General features: G+C 29.6%; 16 protein-coding genes and 2 tRNA genes. 11 read left to right on the top strand and 7 right to left on the bottom strand.

All coding sequences use genetic code 4. The annotated features are described in order from the left end of the window. Positions 1–985 precede the first annotated feature (985 nt). Entirely contained in the window at positions 986–4,771 is a 3,786-nt protein-coding gene (locus NW238_RS00690; protein WP_258451619.1) for a hypothetical protein, read from the bottom strand. Between the two features lie 454 nt (positions 4,772–5,225). On the opposite strand from NW238_RS00690, the gene NW238_RS00685 reads away from it, so the two are divergent. Further along, positions 5,226–6,977, top strand: coding sequence for an MATE family efflux transporter (locus NW238_RS00685; protein WP_258451618.1), 1,752 nt, complete (start codon positions 5,226–5,228; stop codon positions 6,975–6,977). A 64-nt stretch (positions 6,978–7,041) separates the two neighbouring features. Here the strand turns inward: NW238_RS00685 and NW238_RS00680 are convergent, their stop codons facing one another. From NW238_RS00680 to NW238_RS00660, 5 genes are read right to left on the bottom strand one after another with little or no spacing between them, the layout of a single operon-like run. Beyond that, the gene (locus NW238_RS00680) at positions 7,042–7,830 is read right to left on the bottom strand and encodes a pseudouridine synthase (protein WP_258451617.1); all 789 of its coding nucleotides are present in this window, start codon (positions 7,828–7,830) and stop codon (positions 7,042–7,044) included. Then, entirely contained in the window at positions 7,790–8,884 is a 1,095-nt protein-coding gene (locus NW238_RS00675; protein WP_216505118.1) for a nicotinate-nucleotide adenylyltransferase, read from the bottom strand. The genes NW238_RS00680 and NW238_RS00675 overlap by 41 nt, the downstream gene beginning before the upstream one ends. A 2-nt stretch (positions 8,885–8,886) precedes the next feature. Next, entirely contained in the window at positions 8,887–10,116 is a 1,230-nt protein-coding gene (locus tag NW238_RS00670; RefSeq protein WP_258451616.1) for a Y-family DNA polymerase, read from the bottom strand. Beyond that, positions 10,109–10,528, bottom strand: a complete 420-nt coding sequence (locus NW238_RS00665) for an iron-sulfur cluster assembly scaffold protein (protein ID WP_246526022.1) — start codon at positions 10,526–10,528, stop codon at positions 10,109–10,111. Before NW238_RS00665 ends, NW238_RS00670 begins: the two co-directional genes overlap by 8 nt. After that, entirely contained in the window at positions 10,518–11,675 is a 1,158-nt protein-coding gene (locus NW238_RS00660; protein WP_216505122.1) for an aminotransferase class V-fold PLP-dependent enzyme, read from the bottom strand. The genes NW238_RS00665 and NW238_RS00660 overlap by 11 nt, the downstream gene beginning before the upstream one ends. Before the next feature lie 211 nt (positions 11,676–11,886). Between NW238_RS00660 and rplM the strand changes: the two genes are divergently transcribed. From rplM to NW238_RS00610, 10 genes are all read left to right on the top strand, one after another. Then, positions 11,887–12,321, top strand: coding sequence for a 50S ribosomal protein L13 (gene rplM / locus NW238_RS00655; protein WP_171111128.1), 435 nt, complete (start codon positions 11,887–11,889; stop codon positions 12,319–12,321). Position 12,322: 1 nt separating this feature from the next. Beyond that, positions 12,323–12,724: a 30S ribosomal protein S9 gene (rpsI, locus tag NW238_RS00650; RefSeq protein ID WP_171111130.1), complete on the top strand. Its 402-nt coding sequence runs from the start codon at positions 12,323–12,325 to the stop codon at positions 12,722–12,724. A gap of 61 nt (positions 12,725–12,785) precedes the next feature. Continuing rightward, positions 12,786–12,862, top strand: a tRNA-Ile gene (locus tag NW238_RS00645). 75 nt (positions 12,863–12,937) lie between these two features. Beyond that, on the top strand, positions 12,938–13,285 hold the full coding sequence (locus tag NW238_RS00640) for a cupin domain-containing protein (RefSeq protein WP_216505124.1): 348 nt from the start codon (positions 12,938–12,940) through the stop codon (positions 13,283–13,285). Beyond that, entirely contained in the window at positions 13,278–14,162 is an 885-nt protein-coding gene (locus NW238_RS00635; protein ID WP_216505126.1) for a UTP--glucose-1-phosphate uridylyltransferase, read from the top strand. Before NW238_RS00640 ends, NW238_RS00635 begins: the two co-directional genes overlap by 8 nt. Before the next feature lie 40 nt (positions 14,163–14,202). After that, positions 14,203–14,724 carry a hypothetical protein gene (locus NW238_RS00630; protein WP_216505128.1) on the top strand — a complete coding sequence of 174 codons (522 nt, stop codon included), beginning with the start codon at positions 14,203–14,205 and terminating at the stop codon, positions 14,722–14,724. Positions 14,725–14,736: 12 nt separating this feature from the next. Beyond that, positions 14,737–15,444 (top strand): phosphorylase family protein, encoded by a 708-nt coding sequence (locus NW238_RS00625; protein WP_216505130.1) that lies wholly within the window; start codon positions 14,737–14,739, stop codon positions 15,442–15,444. Between the two features lie 74 nt (positions 15,445–15,518). Beyond that, positions 15,519–16,055 (top strand): NUDIX domain-containing protein, encoded by a 537-nt coding sequence (locus NW238_RS00620; protein WP_216505132.1) that lies wholly within the window; start codon positions 15,519–15,521, stop codon positions 16,053–16,055. Between the two features lie 121 nt (positions 16,056–16,176). Beyond that, a tRNA-Ser gene (locus NW238_RS00615) sits at positions 16,177–16,267 on the top strand. 71 nt (positions 16,268–16,338) lie between these two features. Further along, on the top strand, positions 16,339–19,038 hold the full coding sequence (locus NW238_RS00610) for a cation-translocating P-type ATPase (RefSeq protein ID WP_216505133.1): 2,700 nt from the start codon (positions 16,339–16,341) through the stop codon (positions 19,036–19,038). 13 nt (positions 19,039–19,051) lie between these two features. Here the strand turns inward: NW238_RS00610 and secA are convergent, their stop codons facing one another. Continuing rightward, a complete protein-coding gene (gene secA / locus NW238_RS00605) occupies positions 19,052–21,598 on the bottom strand; it encodes a preprotein translocase subunit SecA (RefSeq protein ID WP_216505134.1) in 2,547 nt (848 codons plus the stop codon). Positions 21,599–21,803: the final 205 nt, after the last annotated feature.

The raw sequence follows: 21,803 nt of genomic DNA, 5'->3' as shown, positions 1-21,803 counted from the left end.
ATCTCATAAGTGGTTTCAAAAATTTCAACACTTCAAAAATCATTTGATAGGTGTTTTACTATGAAGGTTCTCAGACACTCTTTCCTATTTATTCAGTATGAATTGAAGTCCTTTAGTAGGTATAACTATCTATTTTACATTTTTTTGTTCATCCGATATCTAACCATCCTTCACGAGTTTCATTTTTTAAATTAACATCATCTTTGCCTCATCTGTCTTAAATACATATTTATCGCAATTCTTATTAATTTCTACAGGCACATTTACACTTTTTTTATCAAAAAGTATGATGTTTTAATGGTATATAATAAGTAGACCAAAATATACAACGGTGTATTTCCAATTCTCTATTCTTATAAATTTCAATATCTTTTTTTGAAGTTACTAATCATGTTTGACAATATTTCTTTTGATGGATTTTACATATTTTTGTCAATATATCAACAATTTTCTTGTAGGTAAATTTCTTGCAGAATTGCAATAATTATGTTATTTACGTCATCAGTTTCAGTTTTATTTTCAAGATATTTATATTTGGTTCGTCCATTTCTATCCCTCAGAATTGAAATAGTAATTATCCGCCATATTTTGTCATGATTTTCTAATATAAACTGTTTCCACTATTCTTAACTTCTCTTGTTCTTTCACCCTCATTAAAGCCGGTTTGTTCATCAAATTACTTTTCATTAAAGAGTTTATTGCATTAAAGTTTAGTTACATTATCTACTTTATCTAAATAATCTTAGTTTCGTGATTAATTTGATTTTATTTTCGTATTTTCAATATCCGTGATTATTTTGTGTATTTTTTTGTTTTGATATACTAGCCATTTATGGAGCGTTACTTTTTTACGCATTTTTTAATAATTATGAAATCCAGAACCAAAGTTCTTGGTTTCATAAAATTATTTATGAAACTATTTAAATTTATTTGCATCATATAACATTAAAAAAAATCTTTTACCTTGTTATAGTAAAAGATTTTTTTAATCAGAAGCAAAATTCAACTTGTCTAAGGATTCAATTTTGCTTTTAATAAATTCGCGATTGTTATTAATAAACATATTTAAAGCTCTATTTACTTCAGTATCAGTCATCTCAACAGTAAGAGAATTGATAAACATCACAAGTTTGTCTAAAACATCCTTGATTTTATCGTAATTTTGTGCAATATTCATTGTCACAAACAAAAATAATTGTTTATTATAAATGTCCCATCCAAATTCATCACCTATTTTTTTCAAAACATTCCCATCAACTTGTAATAGTACATTGTAGATAATATTTGACAAATATTTATAAACTTTGTCATATCTATTTTTAACATTTTCTATTGTTACATTACTATAGTCGGAAGAGTTGGAAAATTTTGATAATTTATTAAGATCGAATTTATCTTTTGATTCATCCATTTTAAAATGACTAATGAAAGTATTGAATAATTTACTTTTTAATGAATCAAATATATTACTTACCATACTATTTAAGTCTCTAAATTTATTCTTGTTTGATTCTGATAAGGAAATACTATTAGCATAATTGTTATTGTCGCTACGACCTATATGTATATCATCTTTGAACTGGTCTAATAGATGTTTTTTTGAATCTCATTCACTTTTTCACTCGGCAGATACATAATCGTTAAAATAATGATGAGAAGAAGAGTACAATGTATCCGATTCACCATATTTTTGTATAAAACCATACTTTTTATCGGCGAATAGAGAGTTGAGAATTACATTATCAGAATTGTTTTTATTATATTCGGTAAATAACTCAATAAATTCATTTATGCTATAACCGTAAGATCCAAATGGTGCAACGGCCACCATCAATCTTATGTATTCTCTTCCTTTTTTGGATAGCTCATCGTAAAAATCGGCGTCGGAAATCGGTTTTAATGCGTCTAATCTAACTTTGTAATTAAATGACAAATCAGTCTCATTATCAATTTTTTTAACAATTTCTTGAATAATAGATTTGTTTTCATCTAATTGTGTTTTTAATACTTTTAAATCAGGAATGGCGGAAACTTTTTTAATTATATCGTCAATATGACTTAGTAAGTTCACAATAATATCTTGCCGTTCAGATTTATTAGCTGATGTTATTTTTCCTAAAAATGAACTACTCATATTATTAAAATCATCAAACAAAATATTTTTTAAATATTCATTTTGGCTTATTTTCTCACCATAATTACCACTTTTAAATAATTCAATATTTTCTTTTATTAAAGGATATAAACTATTTAAACGAGAAATATTAACATCTGTAATTGTATTAATAGCTCTCTCACCAAGTCCAAAAAATCTATAATTAAATCTGGATGGATACTTGTTATACAATAAATCATTTAATAAAAATAGGTTTATTATTTGCAGCGTTAACTTATTTCGTGAGTTATTTTTGTCAATTGTTTTTAATAACTGTTCAAGTTTATCAACATCAAAATATATTCCTTTAACATTAAGTTCTTTACATTTATAAATAGATGATTTTAGTTCTAATAAAATGGTGTTTAAGTCCCTGTTTTCATCAATGCGATAATCAGAATGATCTAAGTTATTAACAAACATTTGGTATTTACTTATAAAATCATATAATTTATTTTGCTTCAACTTATTTAATAGTTGTTCCGGGGTCATAAGTTTTAATGGTAAAGTGTCTAAAAGCTGATGAAATTCAATAAAGATATTTTTTAAACTATCTTTTTGTATTTCGAAATTATTTGAGATTGGTAAATCATCTACCAAACTCCAAAGTTGTGTTGGTGCTCTATAATACTCATTTGAATATCCAAAACCAGGATCGTATTCAATCATAAATGAAAGAAAAGAAAAATCATATAAATTTCCATTTGTGAAAATATAATGTGCCAATTCTTGAAATGAACTGTTATTCATAATATACGAAGGAAAAAGTGTTTTTTTAATATTTTGGAATGTATTAAAAATGGATTTATCAAATTTTTGTTTTATTAAAATCTCTATTTCGTTTAAAACTTTATTTAGGTTGTTTTTTTCGGTTTCATCTTCGATTTTATCCAAATAGTTAATTTTGTTGTTTGGGTCAAATATAGCATTCAGATATACATAAGTAACATTGTCATTACTAAACTGAACATTGTTTTTACGTAAAAAATTAATCGAAAAATCCACAGCTTGATTTATATCTTTTATTTCTTGTTCGGAAATCAATTCTTTTAAATACGGATTAAAAACGAAATTATAATTATTATTAATTCCAACAGATGGATTGTAGTTATCCTCGATATTTTTATAATAATAAACCGGTACGTTGCGTTTATCTCACATGAAAATACCAGGATAATAACTTGATCGATCGTGGCATTTAGAAAATTCCAACACTATTTTATTTATTGAGTCTATATAATTAAAATCCTTAGTTACTGTTGACTTTTTTGCCTCAGTCTCAACCAAATTTAAAATCACATCAGAATTAATAAGATAACTTGTTCCTAGGTTATAGTCATATATATCTTTCAATACATTACGATTAACAATAGTGTAAAAGTACGAACCGTAAAAATGTTTGTCTTTTAAATTGACAACCCTTGGATCTGTTGCTATTTCAATAAAATGGTTGAATTTATTTTGATAATATTCCTTGGCTTGAGCTAAATATTTTTGAACTTGATCACTTCATTTCGCGTTTGGCCCGCTTATGTATTTAAATATAGAGGGGTTAATTCTAAGATTACGAAACAAACCGACAGGAGGATCGACATGAAAAATATTAACACCTTCAAGTTTATTTGGTTTGTTTGTAAATTTGATTGTTGAATCTACTAATTGATTATATATTTCACGAACGTTACGAGCAGGGTCTTTAAGTTGTTGTCTAGCCAAAATCACAGCTTCTTTAATTTCATGTCTAGGTTTTTGGTCGTCTTCAGCCAGTTTAATTAATTGATTAATTTGATTTAGATAAAAATCGTTAACTGTGACGTCTAAACTACTTACATTTTTATTGTCCAGAATTTTGTTTATAGTTAATACCTTAGATTTGTCACCAACAACAGAAACCGCTTTATTTATATTTCGTATTGTCTTGCGTTTTAAATTTAAAATTTCGGCATCATTGACAATATTATCTATTTGGTTTTTGTTTTTTATTAGATTTGGCAATAATCTAATTTTAAATTTAGAAACATCCTCCTTAGTTAAAAAAGTTAGTTGCTTAAGTAGATTCAAGGTTTTTTCTAATTCAATTAATTTATTATCTTCATTTTCTTTCTTTATTGTGTTAATGAAATGATCTAATTCTTTCGAATTTTGATTTAATAATTCCTTCATTTGTTTGTTTAGCAATATTTTTTTATTTTTCTCAATAAACATTAAATTATCAATATTGAATCAATCATATTTATTTTTGCTTCGTGAGTTATTTAATAAATGTGCTGAATCAACAACCACATCAATATTAGTTTGATCGATAATCAAAGGTGGATCAATTTTCTTTATAAACTCTTCAATTTCAACTTCGGTTAATCTATCTAAATTCCTAATCTGTTTTTTTGCTTCTGTTATTTTTTTAAGTTTATTTATTTGATTGAGGGTAACATATTTATCATATTTTTTAGCCATTTCAAACCGATTTTTACTATTTTTAATATCTTTAATTGCACTAGGTTTATTTATAAAATTTAGGTTATTTATTTTGTAATAATCAATTATCGCTAAAATGGTTACGGATGCCACAGAAATTGTTGCAGTTGCAACTATAGATTGTATTATTTTTCGTTTCATATCTCAACCTCGTTCTCTGAAATTTCGAATTTCACATTTGTCATAATTTATTTAAAGTATTTTACAATAAAATTCCTAATTTTTATAAAGTATTTATTAATGTATTGAAAAAATAATTGCGGAATTAACAGGAAGTTATCATTGATGTATAAAATAATAAAAAAATAAGCCAAAAAATAATAAAATACAAGAAAATAAATTCCTTAATTTTACGAATAACCTTTAAATAAGACTTATAAGTTCACAAAAAATTTTTACGTTGCTTCCATAATTTGTATAAAATAAGAATGCATTTAAATACACGTCGTTATGACTTTTGTCAAAGCAAATATTAAATAAACAATCCAAAAAAACAATCATTCACGACGTTTTATATTAAATACCAATAAATCAAGTAATTTATTGTTGCTTTTTTTATTCGTCAAATTTAAAATATTAGAAAGGAGATTCATATATGGAGAATGAACAAAGAAAACACATCAAACAAGATCGCGCAAACAGATTATTTGGCAATACTCCAATTAAAAAAGCTATTTGAATAGTTGTTATTCCTTCACTTCTTACAGCCTTGATGGTTGGATTGTATTCGTTCGCAGACACCATCTTTATTCAACAATTTGTGCCAAAAACAAAGATAATTTTTGATACAAATACTAACCCTGGAGAAATTTACAATTTCTTGCCTTCCTTAAACATCCGTCACATCACACACGATGAATATTATACTTTATATGAAAAATATAAAAATATCGGGGCTGGTATTCCAGAAATCAACGGTAATTTAATAGTCTCAACTGCTAATGCTGCATTTCAACCATTAATTGTATTTTCGAACTCAATAGTTTTTTTGGTACCGGTTGGAGCAAGTATTTATTATACGAAATGTATTGGTAAAGGATATGAATTTACTGGTAAAAACCTATGAGCAACTATGTTTTGAGTTTGCTTTAGTCTATCGCTTTTAGCGACATTGATCTCATTTACTCTTGTTGGGTCTGGTTTAATAGATTCGTTAGCAGGTCGTAACATTGTTGACCCTAATGTCGTAAAAGACGCTAATGAAAGAGAATTACTTCAAGCATATTACGATGCTGCTCACAATATGAGTGTTTCATGAGCTAGTCAATATGTATATATTTATGCATCAGGAACTATTATTCAAGGTTTAAGCTTATTCCTTTCTTACTTTATTAGAGCTGAAGGGTATAACGTTTATACAATGGGGGTTGGAATCGGTTCTAACATTATAAATATTTCGCTTGATGCTGTCTTTATTATTGTCTTAAAACAAGGTGTTTTAGGTGGTGTTGTAGCCACTATAATAGGTTGAACATTCAACTTATTAATGTATGTGTGATATGTAATTTACTTAAATATAAAAGGTAAATCGTGATTGGACTTTAGAAAATTATTTAAATTTAAATTTAATAAAGCACTTTTGGGTCCTACATTTTTACTTGGAGCTAGTGGGTTTGTTCGTGGTTTTGGTACAGCGATAGCTTTTGCGGTATTAAACTTACTATTTACCAAAACTTCATTCTCCTTAGGCGGAAGCTATCAATTCTATTTAGCTAAATGTATGCCCGTTTTATTCCTATTCGTAATGGCAATATTTGGAATAAATGATGGTGCAAGATCACTATTATCATTTAATTACGTAAAACGTGACTTTAAAAGATGTAGAGAAATATATATATGAACATTAATAGTTGCTGTAACTTATGCAGTGTTGTCATATATTTTAGTGACTGCAACTGCTGAATCAGTCATTGTTAAAGTTTTAAATACTACTGATGATACTAAATATGAGGTTGCAAAATTCATGAGAGTTATGATGTTAAGGATTGTCTTTTTGTCATTCTCAATTTCATCAGTCTTACTTTTCCAAGGAACAAACGATATTGAAAAATCATTATTATCAGTCTCAATGGAAAATTTCATTTGTTACCTAATAATTGCACCACTAAGCTGATTAATCGGTTCGTTAATATTCCGTTATACCGGAAGTTATGAATGAAGCAATTACGCAATACTTATTGCATTCGTAGTTAACTCATTAATTTCATCAATGATTTTATTTGGTTTTTCTTGACATTACACAACTAAAAAACTTCCAAATATCGACCAAACCAAATTATCATGAAGCAGAAAAATTGAACATAAGTTTTTTGTTCAAGCTGCTGAGTATGAAAAACAATTTGCATAATAGAGCAATGCTCTATTTTTTTTACTAAATTTACTCATTATTCAATCGAAAACAAAAATAGAGATTACCCTATTTCGTTTTTATTCATTTTTTGCTTTTGAATTCTAATAATATTTTTTAAGTCTTTTAATTCTTTAAGAGTTAATTCCCGATAAGTACCTTCCGGCATTTTATCAACATTAATATTAGCAAATGATACACGCTTTAAATTAATCACTTTGTGACCAATAGATTCAAAAAGCTTTTTAACATGATGATATGAACCAACGTGCAATGTTACTAGATAACTTTTGTGCTCGACTTGGTCAACTATCTGCTTTGAAAGTTTATTATTTACCATTACTCCTTCATTTAACATTCTGAATTTTCTTAGTGAAAGTGGTTCATCAATACGCGCACGGTATGTTCTTGGTATTTCATATTTAGGGTGAGTTAATTCATTCACTATTTGCAAATCATTCGTCAAAATTATTGTTCCAGTCGTGTTGTAATCAAGTCTACCGACTGGAACAACTCTATAATCATTCGGTACTAAATCAACCACTGTCTGACGCCCAAACTGATCTTTTGAACTAGATACAGTTTTTTTTGGCTTATTAAGTACATAATATACAAGTTTTTCAACCTTGTTTTCAATTAATTTACCATTAATTGTTACATTATCATTTTTAGTAACCTTAACGCCTAATTTAGCAACCACGCCATTGACAAGAACTTTTCCTTCCTTAATCATTTTTTCAGCTTCGCGTCTAGATGCTAAACCTGCCTGAGCTATAAATTTGTGTAATCTTATTTCTTCCATTTTTTCATCTCTATTCCATCCATTTATCGTAGATTTTTTGCTGTTCGGCATCAAAAACCACACCTTTAGATTTATTATATTCATAATTAACTCTAACCACTTGCTTAAAACCTTCTTCTAGATTATCAAGAGCTAATTGACGTAATTTTTGAACTCCACCAAAAGCTCTTCCATCGCAGATTTTGTCTGCTATAAATAAAATTTTGTCTAATTTAGTTAGATTGCTTTTTAATGTTGTGTGACACTCAATAGCATCAACAATTTCTTGGTCATTAATCATATATACATGTTTAACCCACAATGAACCACAAACCTGGTGCAACTTGTGACGCGGATAAATTATCTTATCAAAACCATTTAAACCAAAGCTAGATATAAACTCTCTTGACGCTTGTTCCGGAACCTCTTTACAAATATCGTGAAAAAGACCTGCAAAATATCCTTGATTATAAGTTAAACCATTTGCTTTTGCTAATTTAGCACTAAATTCTGCAGCAGCCACTGAATGTTTTGCTCTTAAAGCAGTTAATGTGGAATGCACAATTTCTTTAGCAAAGAGTCTGTTTTGGCCTATAAAAGCATTGACCTTGGGGTCAGTGTAAGACAACATACCTTTTCTGATGGCTGTTGAGGATTCTACATACAACTCGTTATTAAGTTTTAGGAGATTAAATCTTTTAATATTTGTTTTATTGAAATTATTGCTTCGTTTAAAAACTACAAATTTGGCAGTCTTGGTGATTTCTTCAATAAATTCTCACTTATGTAAAGTAGGCAAGCAATCTGAACCAATTAGAAAAAACAATTCATCAAATTCGTATTTTTGAGCAAAATATCTAATTGTTTGGTAAGTATAACTTACTCCACCTTTCTTAATTTCATACTCTGAAATTTCAAAATTCTCTGGGCAACCTTGTATTGATAACTCTATCATTTTAATTCTGTCTTGAGCACTAACATTTTTTTGTTTTTTCTTGAATGGATTAGTAGCTGCAGGAATAAAAATTAACTTATCAAGTCCTAATTGTTCATAAGCATATTTAGCAATCTTAATATGTCCATTATGGACTGGATTAAAACTGCCTCCAAATAATCCTATTTTCATAATTAACCTTTCTTTGCGGTATCTTCGCATAAATAACGTGACTGAATATTTTCTTTCACTTTATCACTTTCAAATTCGTCACCTGTTTTTAATGATTTTACTCTCATTTTATAATTTATATTTTTAATAATTTTTTTAATCTTGTCTTCATGTTCATCAGTTTCAAATAAAGATATTGGTTTTGCAACATCAAATTCGTTTATTAAACGAGATAATTTGACTCCAATACCTCTAATAAAATTCTCTTTAAACATCTTATTAAAAATTGAACTAGCTTTCGAGTAAATCTCATCACTATCATTAGTTGGAATATTAAGCGTCATTTGTTGACGAGTTCATCGTTTAGTAGTGCTTCTCACCGAAACACATATTACGTATCCAACAGTATTACGATTCTTAGCTCTCAAACTTACTTTTTGACATAAATTAAATAAGATTTTTAATATTTCATCGCGCTCATCTAAATCAAAAGATAAAAATGTTAATTCATTTCCTATTGATTTTAAGTCATTGTGTTCATAATTTAATTCTTCATTAAATATACCCTTTGCCTCATTGATAAAACGGTTAGTTCTTGAACGAAAAATTTCATATAAATCATGGTCATTTTTATCACGAGAAGCTAATTTGCCTATTGTGTCGATTCCAATTTCTTTTAACTTTTGAGAAGTACTCTTACCAATACCGAAATATTCATCAATTGCCAAAGGTCAAATACTATCTTTAATATCTATTATTTTGGTTTGCTTCACACCAAAAGGTTTGGCTAAATTAGTTGATAATTTAGCAAGAAATTTATTATGAGAAATGCCAATGGAAATAGGTATTCGAAATTTAGAATATACGTGTTTTTGCATTGATTTTGCTAAATTTACTGCATTATTTTCATTAGTAATATTTGTAACATCAACCCAACACTCATCTATTGAATAGACCTCAATGTTTTTAGTGTAATTTTCCCCAAGAAAATCAAATATTTTGTTTGACAAATTAATATATAGATCAAAATTTGGTTCTATAAAAATTGTTCTTGGTTCTTTTTCTAAAATCTTGTAATTAGGTCACCCAGATTTCACACCTTTTGCTTTTAACTCGTAACTTACTGAACAAGCAATCGACCGCTTAAGATTTTTGCCAATTGCTATGGGTTTACCATCATACTGGGGGTTCAATACTCGATGCGCACTAGCAAAATATGAATCAAAATCAATATGAAAAATTATTCTAGACATTTAACTCTTCTTTAAGGGCATTCGATAGTAACGTTGCACAATAATATCTATTAGGATGTTCTTTAACATTATTAAAAATTGCTAACTCTCCTAATTCATTTTCTATTGAACTATCACCACCATTTTTGATAAAAGATTCATATTTTTCAATAAAATTGGTCACTTCGTCTACGCTTTTACCGTTAAGTTCTTTACAAATTAAATCAGTAGAAGCAATCATAAATGCGCAACCTTTCCCATCAAAATATAAATTATTTATTTTATTATTATTAATTTCAAAACTAAATTCAAGATAATCAGCACAGGCTTTTCCGTGTCTGATTATTTTATTATTATCTATTATTTTCTTATATTCTGGTGCTAAGTAATGTGCCATAATAATTTGGCGTTTTTGTTCTTGATTAAATGACAATGAAGTCCCCTCCTTTTTCTAAAGAATCAACAAGTTTCCTGATTTCTTTTTTATTATTATAAACTCCTAATGAAACCCTGACATATGAATTTTCTTGCATCACATTTCTAACATAATATGCGCAAAAAAGTCCAGATCTTACATATATATTTTGAGTACCTAAATAGTGCGCTATATCGTGAGAATCTACACCTTTAATATTAAATAAAATAATGTGATCATCAGGTTTTGTATAAATTTGAATATTCGGAATTTTTGATAGTTTTTTATAAGCATAATTTGATAAATCTTTCAAGATTTTCTGTGTTTTTTCATATCCTAAATAAGTGTTAAAAAAATCTAGCGCTTTATCAAACATATAAATACCAGCAAAATTGGCCGTGCCCGATTCAAATAAATCAATTGAGTCATTTTTAATTCAAGTACATGATTTATCTATGTTAAGAACTGACCCACCACCAAAAAACACAGGCTCAAGTTTTTTTAATAAATCATTTTTTATTGCTAATACTCCCAGTCCTGTTGGACCATAAAATTTATTACAACTAAAAGCTATTACATCTGAAAATTTTGCACTAACAGGCTCATAGACAATTGCCTGAGCAGCATCATTGACAACAATTGCCCCAACCGATTCAGCTTTTTGTTTAATTAATTTCATATCCGTAGAAACATTAAAATTGTTATTCATTTGTGCAAATGCGATAACTTTAGTTTTATTATTAATATTATTATGCAAGTCGTTTTCAACTATTATTTTTGCACCGGTTTTTTTGGAAATTTCTATTCATGGAACAAAATTCGATGAATGATTAAATGAACTTAATAAAATTTCATCACCAGGCTTAAGTTTTGATTGTAGCATTAGAACTAACATATTTAATGACGCAGTAGTACCTGAAGTAAAAATGATTTTTGTCTCGCTAATGTTTGTCTCTAATAAGTCACAGATTTTTTTACGTAAACTATTGATAATAGCAATATTTTGGATTCCCAAAGGTGCATTGTTAGTTCTTACACTAACAGAATATTTTAGATAAAAATCTGTACTTGCTTTAATAGCCATATCCGGCTTTAAACATAGTGCTGCATTATCGAAATAAGTAATTTTTTTTAACATTTTGAAATGATCTCTTAGTTTTTTCATAATTCAATTTTATTGCACTATTTGAAATATCATTCAACTTTCCAAAAAATTTCCTTTTAATTTTGGAGATTTAATGTATATTTTTATTTATACCGAGATAAGCTTGTGTCGCTTAAATCGATATACCATTCGGTTCGACGAATGAAATCCAGTAAAAATTATCCCGTTAACGAATTGGTTTTACCAATTAAAAAATATTGAGGAGAAAACAATGAGACAAACAACTATTGTAAACAAAGAAAACGCAAATAAAAAATGATACGTTGTTGACGCCGAAGGACAAGTTCTAGGTCGTTTAGCAGCCACTGTCGCAACAGTTTTAAGAGGAAAGAACAAACCAACCTTTACTCCAAATGCTGACATGGGCGACAATGTTATTATCATTAATGCTGAAAAAGTTGTATTAACAGCTAACAAAGAAGAAGACAAAGTTTACTACCACCACACAGGATATCCTGGTGGTCTAAAAAGCATCACTGCTGCTAAGTTAAGAATTAAGAAACCTACAGCAATTGTACAAAAAGCCATCTACGGTATGTTGCCTCACACAAAATTAGGTGACAAACAACGTAAAAACTTATTTGTATATGCAGGTCCAGAACATGCACACCAAGCGCAACAACCAGAAAGTTTAGAGGTAAAATAATATGGCTACAAAATCAGTTATCGAATATCGTGGTTTAGGACGTCGTAAAAGTTCTACAGCACGTGTTATTTTAAGACCAGGTAAAGGTACATTCACTATTAATGGTCGTGATGCAAGAGCTTATTTAGCATCGGATTTATTTTTACAAGATGCTTCACAACCTTTAGCATTAACTGAAACAGTTGGAAACTTCGACATTACAGTTAATGTTCGTGGTGGTGGACTAAGTGGTCAAGCCGGTGCAATCCGTTTAGGTATTGCTCGTGCATTATTATTAGCAAGTGATTCATACAGAGCTAAACTAAAACCAGCAGGTATGTTAACTCGTGATGCTCGTGTTAAAGAACGTAAAAAACCAGGTTTACGTAAAGCACGTCGTTCACGTCAATTCTCAAAACGTTAATTTTAATTTTTTATTTAATAATCCAAAAAGTTGCGGTATAATTAATTCCGCAACTATAATTGCGAGCGTAGCTCAGCTGGTTAGAGCACACGACTGATAATCGTGAGGTCGATGGTTCGAGTCCATTCGTTCGCACCATTTCATTAAGTTGACCAAGTGACCCTAGCGGTCATTTTTTTATTATTTTTTATAGAATTGTTTAAAATTAATAATATGTTTAAAAAAATAAAACTAATTAAAGATGTAATAAATATTAAAAATGATGTCAATCATTCTAAATGGACAAACGAAGAACTTTCGCATACCTTATTTAGTAATAAAGGCCACAAAATCGAAATAATACATTCTTTTGAATATAATTCCGATTGAATGCAAAACAATGATTTAGAACATGCCTTTTTAATCAAGGGAACAGCAACTATTGAAGACGAGAACAGTAATATTTTTGAGATGTCAGAAGGGGACTGTTTGCGAATTAAAAAAAACACTAAACATAAAATAATTAAGACATCGCAACATGCAATTTGATTAGTAATTCATATAGGAGATACAAATGAATAAAAAAGTTAAAAAATTAATTATCCCAGCAGCTGGATGAGGAACAAGATTTTTGCCAATGACAAAAGTAGTTCACAAAGAATTAGTGCCTATTTTAAATAGACCTTCTTTGGACTTATTAGTAGACGAAGCCTTAAGCGCCGGTATTGAAGAAATTATCTTGGTAATTAGCGAACGTAAACAAGATATATTAAATTTATTTTCAGTTAATCAAGCTCTTGAAGAAGAGTTGGAATCAAAAGGCAAAGCTAAATTATTAGATTTGGTTCGCAAAACAAATCGCTTTAAACACATCAAATTTGTTTTCCAAGACAAACAAAATGGACTAGGAGATGCTTTAGCTTCAGCAAAAGAATTAATTGGTAATGAACCATTTGCTGTGATTTTAGGAGATGATTTAATTAAATCAAACACTCCTGCTATAAAACAACTAATTGACTTTTATGATAAAACAGGAGCTAATATTTTAGGTGTGCAAACGGTAGAACCAGAAAATGTTCACAAATATGGCGTTGTTAAACCTCTTAATAACGAAGAAAGAAATTTAAAATCATTTGAAATTAGTGACGCAGTAGAAAAACCCGCTTTGGAGGTTGCCCCATCGCACAAGGCAATTCTTGGAAGATATGTATTTAATCCTGAATTATTGGATATTTTGTCTAAAATTGAATATGATGGTAAAAATGAAATACAAGTAGTCGATGCATTTGAAGAGTTAAAAAACAAATATAATCAAAAAATCTATGCTTTCGAATTTGAAGGCACTAGATATGATTTAGGTTCAATCGAAGGATTCGTTAAAGCAACTATTGATTATTCATTAGAAAATGTTGAAATTAAAGATAAAATTAAGGAATACATCACACAAAAAGTTAAATAATAACGCAAATTGTGTATGATTAATTTCGTAAGGGAGAATCATGAATAAAAAACTTTTATTAACCCTAGGGTTTGCTTCTAGTGTTCCATTGGTTACTGTTGCAGCTAGTTGTTCAAAACTAAGCAAAGATGGTCAAGAATTACAACAATATGTTGAAAATGTAGAAAATACTCTTTTACTTAAAATGAAGAATCAAATCTTCAGTAGCGATAAATTAATTAGTGAATTAATACCAAAATTAGAAAAGGTGATTTTAGATGCTAAAAACTTAATTAATGATACTCAAAAACATGAGGATTCAGAATATAAAATGCGCCTTCACAATTTGGTTGATGTGTCTAAAGTTAGTCAAGAAAGAATAACTTTGCTTGACACCAGAAATAATTTAAAAATTGTGATGAAAACATTAGAAGTTGATATTGAAGAACATCAAAAAGCTCCAAAATATTCAGATAAAAGATACAAAAAAATAAAATCTTTATATGATGAAATAAAAGCCAATATTGATAATGAAGATATTACCATATTACAATCATTATATAAAAATGCTCAAGAATTATAAAAGGAGACTATCATGCCAACACCACACATTAGTGCCCAAAAAGGCGAAATAGCAAAATACGTATTAATGCCAGGAGATCCATTGCGTGCAGAATACATGGCTAAAAAATTTCTTAAAAATCCAAAATTAGTTTCTTCGGTAAGAAATGTATTATTTTACACCGGAGAATATAATGGAATGCAAGTAACTATCGGTGCCTCAGGAATGGGCGCTGCATCAATCGGAATTTATGCATACGAACTTTATACTGTTTATGGCGTTGAACAAATCATTAGAGTGGGTTCAACCGGTTCTTATATTGAAGAATTAAATGTAAAACAACCAGTTCTAGTTAATAGAGCTTATGCTGATGGTTTCGGATTTGTTGAACTTATGGTTGGTGAACGTACACATGAAATGTTTCCAACAAAATCAACAATGGATTCGCTAATTAATGCTGCAAACGATATGGGAGTTGAATTAAAACAAGTTTCATGTCATACAACAGACGTGTTTTATGGTTTAAGAAGTATCGAAGAAACAAAAAAAGTTACCCAATGTCAAGTTGTAGATAATGAATGTTTTGCATTATTTGCCACTGCTTTAAGATGCAATAAAAAAGCCGGTGCTTTACTTTCAGTTTCTGAAAACATTGTAACCGGAGCTAGCCTTTCAAGCGATGAAAGACTATTAGAATTTTCAACTATGTTTGAAATTGCTTTAAATTCACTAAATAAATAATATATAATGAAACAATAATGTTTCATTTTTTGTTAAATATTGAATAATGTGTTTATTCGTAGAATGGAGATATAATGAAAAACAACACAAAACTATTCCAAAATGATTGAATAAGTGTATTTAAATCTGATAAAGGTTTTACTTACTGTCAACGCCGCAGTATTAACTCAATTGCGGCTCTATTGTTTAAAAAAACAGACACGGGATATGAATTTATGATTCATTACCAACCTCTTCCAGAAGTTAAAGAAAAGAAACGATGAGATCAACCATATCCATCTGCTATAACTGGTAGTATTGAAGACAATCAAACCCCAAGTGAATGTTGCATTAATGAAGTATTAGAGGAAGCTGGTTACAAAATAGAATTATCTAATATAATAGCTCATAATGTTTGTGTTGCAACTACACAAATGAATGAAAAAGTATATAACTTTGTTGTTGATGTAACAAATTTAACAGCTCATGATATACTAACTGATGGTTCAATATTCGAATCAGTTGCTTATAATGAATGATTCACGCAGGAAGAATTTGAATCAATCTTAAAATCGGAATTACATCTATCTTCATTAAGCGCTCTTTATACGCTTTTCTTACTTAATAAGTAAATCTTATTTTGAGATTTTTTTATTAAATTGATAAATTTTATTGAATTTTTCAGCAAAAACATTAAAAATAACTTTTTTGTTCCTATAAATACAATTTATATATATAATAGTAAAGCAAAATGGGACAGTACTCAAGAGGCTGAAGAGGCGGCACTGCTAATGCTGTAGGGGTGGCAACACCCGCGGAGGTTCAAATCCTCTCTGTTCCGCCATTTTTTTTATACTTTTTTGTTAGGTTTTATAATATCCATTTAAAATAATATTCAAAGTAGAAAGGGAAATAATGAATAAAGAAGAATCATTAAAATATAACGGTTTAAGTTCAAAAGAAGTTTTGGTAAAAAAACAAAAATTTGGATCTAACTCGTTAATTAAAAATAAAAAGATAAATCCAATAGTAGCATTCTTTAAACAATTTTTGGACCCAATGATAATTTTATTAATTATTGGGGCCGCAATTTCATTGGGATTAGCCATTTTTGAACAAGTTACTAATAAAAAAAGTGGCGTGGATTTAACTATTAGTTATGTAGAACCAGCAATAATTATTTTAGTCATTATATTAAACTCAATGCTTGGCGCCTATCAAGAAGTGAAATCCGATAACGCTGTTAGAGCTTTGGAGAAAATGAACGAAACATATTCGAATGTGATACGTGACGGAAAAGTCATCAAAATCAAGGCTACTGACCTAGTTCCTGGGGATTTGATTATTTTAGCTGCAGGTGATACTATAAGCGCAGATTGCAAAATTATTGAATCCTCAAACCTAATGGTAGTTGAATCTTCACTAACTGGAGAAAACTTACCAATTTTAAAATTTGCTGATTGAAATGCGGAAACTAATGCAATATTAGCAGAAAATAAGCATTTATTATATTCTGGAACCTATATTACAAACGGTAAAGCTACTGCGTTAGTTATTGGTACCGGTGTTAATACTGAATTAGGCAAAATTAACGAATCAATACAAAAACAAGGTAAAAATATTACTCCTTTACAATACAAACTAAATAATTTAAGTAAGTGGTTTGGTATTGGTGGTGTTGCATTACTATTTGTTAGTCTTTTTGTTCAAATTTTACTGAATAATATTTATACAGGTGTTTGAAGCAATTTAGATATCTACACACACTCATTAGTAACAGCAATAAGCCTTGCAGTAGCTGCAATCCCAGAAGGATTAATCACATTTACGACTGTTTTATTATCCGTAGGTGTTAAGGCTTTATCAAAAGAAAAGGCCTTAGTCAAAAACCTATTAGCTGTGGAAACGCTAGGTTCAGCTTCAATTATATGTACAGATAAAACTGGGACATTAACGGAAAATAAAATGAAAATAGTTGATGTTTTCGACTTATCATCTAATTTGATGTTAAGTAAAAATAAAAACAAAAGTAAATTTAAAAATATAGCCTCATTATTAACACTTTGCAATGATGCTTTCATTGATTTGGACAAAAAAACGGGGTCATTCAATGAGATTGGAGATCCTACTGAAACCGGAATGTTGAGATTTGCCCATGAATTAAACATTACGAAGAAAGAAGTGTTAGCAAAAACACCGATAATTCAATCGCTACCTTTTGATAGCGACCGTAAAATGCACTCTGTTTTAGTTGAAATTAACAGCGAAAAGTGAATGATTACTAAGGGTGCGCCCGATATCATTATTAATAAATCTATTAATATAAATAAAGATGAAATACAATCAATAAATGATAATTGAGGTAGCAAATCATATAGAGTTATAGCTTTATCTCGTAAAAAAATTGATAAAGATACAATTTCATTTAGTGATGAAGAAAATTTCGAATTTATTGGTCTTGTTGCGCTGATTGACCCTCCTCGTGATAATGTTCGTGAAAGCGTTGAAAAGGCCAAAAAAGCAGGAATTAAAACAGTAATGATTACTGGGGACCATATCATAACAGCTAAAGCAATTGCTAAAAATTTAGGTATTTATCAAGAAAGTGATTTATGCATCTCTGGTTCCGAATTGTCTAAAATGTCTGATGAAGAACTTAATGAAAAGGTCACAAAAATAACTGTATATGCAAGAGTAAATCCCGAAGATAAACTTCGCATAGTAAAGGCGTGACAAAAACACGATGAAGTTGTTGCAATGACCGGCGATGGTGTTAATGATGCACCAGCACTTAAAGCTTCTGATATAGGTTGCGCCATGGGTATAACAGGAACAGATGTATCGAAGCAGGCAGCAGATTTAATATTGGTCGATGATAATTTCAATACAATCGTTAGTGCCGTTAAAAATGGACGTACCACTTTTGACAAAATCAAAACAATTGTTATGAACTTATTGGTTTCTTCAATAGTTGAAATACTCGTAATGTTGATTGGTATGGTTGTATTCTTTTTTGTTTATAAAGAATATTATTTACAGGAGTTTTATATTTTTGGTGCTAGTCAATTATTGTGGATTAACCTTGTATCTCATGGGTTACCAGCAATAGCTTTAGGTTTTGTAGATAACAAAAAAAATGTTATGGACAGAAGTCCATACAATAGAAAAGAAAGTATTTTTTCACGCGGAATGGGCTCAATGCTTATTTGACAATCACTATTATTAAGTTTTGCGACATTAGCTTCATACGCAATTGGTGCTGAATATGCAATCAAAAACGGATTAGAATTAGCTCAAATATCATCTACATGCGGGTTTATTACTTTGGGGCTAGCTTGTGGCATTAACACTATCAATTTTATCAGTGAAAAATCAATTTTTGTTTCTTTATTCAAAAAATACTGATTAGTTTGAGCAGCAATAGCATTTTCTGCAACAACAATACTGATAATTGCATTAGTCCCTCAAATAGCACAGATTTTTAGAATGGCAAACATTATTGGCCACCCAATTCTAATTATTACATCAATTCTATTGGGATTAGTTTTAATTGCGATGAATGAATTGCTTAAATTATTCAAATTTATAAAAATTAGTGTTAAAAAGAACCGTTAATAGGCGGTTCTTTTTAATTTCTATTTGTAAAGAAATCGTCCTCAATTGCTTGTATATTTTCGTTCGAAACATGAATTTGTGCATTTTTAGTTTCAAAGTAATAGTTAAGTAATCTTTTTTCTTTTTCAATTTCGTCTAAGTTTTCATCATCAAATACAATTATATTTCTAATCTCGGCAAATAAAGGGTCTTGTCTTACTTCTGCCGGAATTAATGACGAAGCGCCTAAACGTTCGTTAAAGATAGTTTTTGCTACATCCGTAGCGATATTAGCTAACATTTGATTGAATTTTTTGCTGCCCTCTTCTGTGTAAACTTGATATGGGTTTTTTTGAGAATATTGAACTAAATTGACATTAGAGCGTAATTTATCCATTGTGTTAATGTGATTTTGTCAATATTTATCCACAACCGATAAAACTATTCGTTTTTCAGTATAAAACAATAAATCCTTGGCATAATCCTTCTCAACATTATTTCTTCAAATATTGTATTTATCAAGAATTTTTTCAATTAAATAGTCTTTCATGTCACTTTCATGAATTTTAATCAACTCCTCAAAATTGATTTTTTCTCTAACACCTTTGCCAAGAAAATCATTGTTTAAATACGATAGTAATTTTTCATAAACGAATGAACCCGTTTTATTTAAGAACTCAGGATTAGTTACTATTGAGTTGATCGAACTTTTTAACATTCTTTCAATAATAAATCCCAAATCTTCATGTATTAATATTAAATCTCTTTGAGCATAGAAAAGGTCACGCTGTTGTCGGATAACATCATCATAATGAAGAACACTTTTACGCGAATCATAGTTAAAACCTTCAATTTTCTTTTGAGCAGCCACAAAACCTTTAATTAACGATTTAGTGGTTATTTCTGCGTCGCCTTTAGAAGCAAATTGTTCCTTAAATTCTTCATAATTTGCAAAACGCTTCATTAACTGGTCGTCGAGCGATACGTAAAATTTAGATGTTCCTGGGTCACCTTGACGTCCACTACGCCCCCTAAGTTGGTTATCTATACGTCTCGATTCAGCCTTATCTGTACCAATAACATACAAACCGCCTAACTCTTTTGCTTCCGCGCTTAGTTTAATATCAGTACCACGACCAGCCATGTTCGTTGCTATTGTAACCGATTTAACTTGACCTGCATTTGCAATTATTTCAGCCTCAGAAGCATTTTGTTTAGCATTAAGGACTGTATGGGGAATCATAGCATTCAATAGATACTGATGTAATATTTCGGAATCTTCAATTTGAGCAGTACCAACTAATATTGGTTGTCCTTTTTCGTATAATTCTCTAATTTTCTCAGTAACGGCAGCCCATTTACCAGTTGCTGTTGCAAAAATTGAATCAGGTAAATCTTGTCTGATGACTGGTTTGTTTGTTGGGACAACATTTACCCGCATGTTATAGATATCAATAAATTCTTGTTCTTCAGTTTTGGCGGTACCTGTCATACCGCATAGCTTATTGAACATACGGAAAAAGTTTTGGTATGTAATGGTTGCAAGAGTTTTAGTTTCACTTTCTATTTCTACACCAGCGCAGGCTTGAATTGCTTGTTGTAATCCTTCAGAGTAAGCACGTCCTTCCATAATACGACCTGTAAAAGCATCAACAAGTTCAACCTTACCATTTCTAACAATATATTCGACATTTTCTTTCATTACTTTATGAGCTCTTAGTGAGTTTTGAATACGGTGTACCATTTCAGAGTTTTCAATATGGTAAAGATTCTCAAATCCGAAATAATTTTTTGCTCTTTGAATACCACTGAATGTCAATGAAATAGCTTTTGATTCTTCATCAATTTCATAATCGTCTTCAGTTAATGTTCTAACAAATCTATCAGCAAGGAAATAATCCTGAGTATCTTCACCTTCTCCACCGGAAATAATCAAAGGGGTTTTTGCTTCGTCAATTAAAATAGAGTCGGCTTCGTCAATTAGACAAAAGTGAAGTCCTCTCTGAACTTTCTCTTCCATTGAACTCGCCATATTATCTCTTAAATAGTCGAAACCCAATTCTGAGTGAACTGAATAAGTAATATCTGCCGCGTAGGCTCTTCTTTTATCATCGGTCTCCATTTGGGCTTTATTGATACCAACCGTCATACCCAATCAGTTGAATACTTCACCCATTTCGATAGCATCACGTTCTGAAAGATATTCGTTAACAGTAGAAACAATAGCTCCTTTCCCTTCAAGCGCATTCAAATAAACTGGTGCAATCGAAGTAATTGTTTTACCTTCACCAGTTTTCATTTCCGCAACCGAAGCTAAATCAAGAAGCAATCCTCCTATCATTTGAACATCATAAGGTCTTTTACCAAGAACTCTTTTGGTAGCTTCACGAGAAACAGCAAAAACTTCCGCTCTCATTGATTCTAAACTTTCTCCATTAGCTAAACGGCTTTTGAATTGCAATGTTTTATTTTTAAGGTCTGCGTCGCTAAGTTTTTGAATTAATGGTTCAAAAGCATTAATTTTTTTTAAGGTCTTTTCTGCGATACGCATTTCTGTAGATTTAAAGTTAAATAGTTTCATATTCACAATTTTACATCATTAACAATATAAATTAAATTTTGATATTAATATTATTACTTAAATTAATTGCTCGATTGTTATGACATGTCATTCATTTTTGTTGAATAAATAATAAAACTAGAAAAACTTTTGCAAAAACTAAATTTTAACTATTGATGTCTGATTTTTAATCGAATATGACAATAATACGATTTACATTTTGGTA

The organism is Mycoplasma zalophidermidis (assembly GCF_024742155.1).
GTDB lineage: Bacteria > Bacillota_I > Bacilli_A > Mycoplasmatales > Metamycoplasmataceae > Mycoplasmopsis > Mycoplasmopsis zalophidermidis.
This window is presented reverse-complemented; position numbering and strand designations above follow the sequence as displayed.